2 rRNA genes (1 of these 2 cut by a window edge) are annotated in these 2,500 nt (G+C 55.5%); both read left to right on the top strand.

Features of this window, described 5'->3' with window-relative positions:
• Nucleotides 1-227, top strand: a 16S ribosomal RNA gene (locus AB0J29_RS37015) (its annotated part extends 1,161 nt beyond the left edge of the window); the annotation flags it as partial.
• A 324-nt stretch (nt 228-551) separates the two neighbouring features.
• A 23S ribosomal RNA gene (locus AB0J29_RS37010) occupies nt 552-2,500 on the top strand; the annotation flags it as partial.

The raw sequence follows: 2,500 nt of genomic DNA, 5'->3' as shown, positions 1-2,500 counted from the left end.
CTCGACCCCGTGAAGTTGGAGTCGCTAGTAATCGCAGATCAGCAACGCTGCGGTGAATACGTTCCCGGGCCTTGTACACACCGCCCGTCACGTCATGAAAGTCGGTAACACCCGAAGCCGGTGGCCTAACCCCTTGTGGGAGGGAGCCGTCGAAGGTGGGATTGGCGATTGGGACGAAGTCGTAACAAGGTAGCCGTACCGGAAGGTGCGGCTGGATCACCTCCTTTCTAAGGAGCATTCTCCAATCCCTGTTGTCACAGAGGTGATGACGGGTTGGCAGAGCCATTACGAACTCGAATGTGGTTCGGTGGAGCTCATGGGTGGAACGCTGACAATTTCTTCCGCGTGTGGTCGAGGCTGTGTCTTCGGCTGGTGGTTGATATATCGACACACTGTTGGGTCCTGAGAGAACAGACGTTCTTTCCAGGCAAGATAACGACGAGGCTGGATCTTCAGTCATACCGCGGGACGTGTTGTTCTGGCTGGTGCTGAGTATGGGTTTGGTCTTGTGTGTTGTTTGAGAACTGCACAGTGGACGCGAGCATCTTTGTTTGTAAGTGTTTAAGAGCGTTCGGTGGATGCCTTGGCACCAGGAGCCGATGAAGGACGTAGGAGGCTGCGATAAGCCTCGGGGAGCTGTCAACCGAGCTGAGATCCGAGGATTTCCGAATGGGGAAACCCAGCACGAGTGATGTCGTGTTACCCGCGCCTGAATATATAGGGTGTGTGGAGGGAACGTGGGGAAGTGAAACATCTCAGTACCCACAGGAAGAGAAAACAATAGTGATTCCGTGAGTAGTGGCGAGCGAAAGCGGATGAGGCTAAACCAGTTAGATGTGATAGACGGCAGTTGTTGTCTGGCTGGGGTAGTGGGGCTCACTTTCTTGACTCTGCCGGGTCGAGCGACAGTCAGAAACCGTTGTGTTAGTTGAAGTGGTCTGGAACGGCCTGCCATAGACGGTGATAGTCCGGTAAATGAAAACATGACGGCTGTTGTAGTGGGTGCCCGAGTAGCAGCGGGCCCGTGAAATCTGCTGTGAATCTGCCGGGACCACCCGGTAAGCCTGAATACTCCCTGGTGACCGATAGCGGACTAGTACCGTGAGGGAAAGGTGAAAAGTACCCCGGGAGGGGAGTGAAATAGTACCTGAAACCGTGCGCTTACAATCCGTCAGGGCCTGCGCAGTCTTTGGACTGGTGGGTGATGGCGTGCCTTTTGAAGAATGAGCCTGCGAGTTAGTGGCATGTGGCGAGGTTAACCCGTGTGGGGTAGCCGTAGCGAAAGCGAGTCCGAATAGGGCGTTTTGAGTCGCGTGTTCTAGACCCGAAGCGGAGTGATCTACCCATGGCCAGGGTGAAGCGACGGTAAGACGTCGTGGAGGCCCGAACCCACTTAGGTTGAAAACTGAGGGGATGAGCTGTGGGTAGGGGTGAAAGGCCAATCAAACTCCGTGATAGCTGGTTCTCCCCGAAATGCATTTAGGTGCAGCGTCACGTGTTTCACACCGGAGGTAGAGCTACTGGATGGTCTAGGGGGCCTACAAGCTTACCGAAATCAGCCAAACTCCGAATGCCGGTGTGTGAGAGCGTGGCAGTGAGACTGCGGGGGATAAGCTTCGTAGTCGAGAGGGAAACAGCCCAGATCGCCGGCTAAGGCCCCTAAGCGTGTACTAAGTGGAAAAGGATGTGGAGTCGCGAAGACAACCAGGAGGTTGGCTTAGAAGCAGCCATCCTTGAAAGAGTGCGTAATAGCTCACTGGTCAAGTGATTCTGCGCCGACAATGTAGCGGGGCTCAAGTACACCGCCGAAGCCGCGGCATTCACACATGACATCGACTTTCTTCTACGGGAGATTGTGTAGTGGTGTGGATGGGTAGGGGAGCGTCGTGCAGCCGTGGAAGCAGCGGGGTGACCTAGTTGTGGAGGCTGTGCGAGTGAGAATGCAGGCATGAGTAGCGAAAGACGAGTGAGAAACTCGTCCGCCGAATGACCAAGGGTTCCTGGGCCAGGTTAATCCGCCCAGGGTGAGTCGGGACCTAAGGCGAGGCCGACAGGCGTAGTCGATGGACAACGGGTTGATATTCCCGTACCCGTGTATCCGCGCCCAATGGCGAATCAGTTGTGCTAAGTGCCCAAAAGCGGATGGACCTCCTTCGGGAGGCCGGAAGTGGCTGCGCATGACCCTGGCTGTAGTAGTCAAGCGATGGGGTGACGCAGGAAGGTAGCTGGGCCAGTCAGTGGTTGTACTGGTGTAAGCCTGTAGGGCGTTGTGTAGGTAAATCCGCACAACTTGTGCCTGAGAGGTGATGCGTAGCCGATTGAGGTGAATTCAGTGATCCTATGCTGCCGAGAAAAGCCTCTAGTGAGTTGGTACACGGCCCGTACCCCAAACCGACACAGGTGGTCAGGTAGAGAATACTGAGGCGATCGAGAGAACTGTGGTTAAGGAACTCGGCAAAATGCCCCCGTAACTTCGGGAGAAGGGGGACCCGATCTGGTG

Origin of the sequence: Nocardia sp. NPDC049707, from assembly GCF_040674855.1 — a bacterium.
GTDB lineage: Bacteria > Actinomycetota > Actinomycetes > Mycobacteriales > Mycobacteriaceae > Nocardia.
The sequence above is the reverse complement of the archived record's forward strand: the minus strand, read 5'-3'. Positions and strand labels throughout refer to the sequence as shown.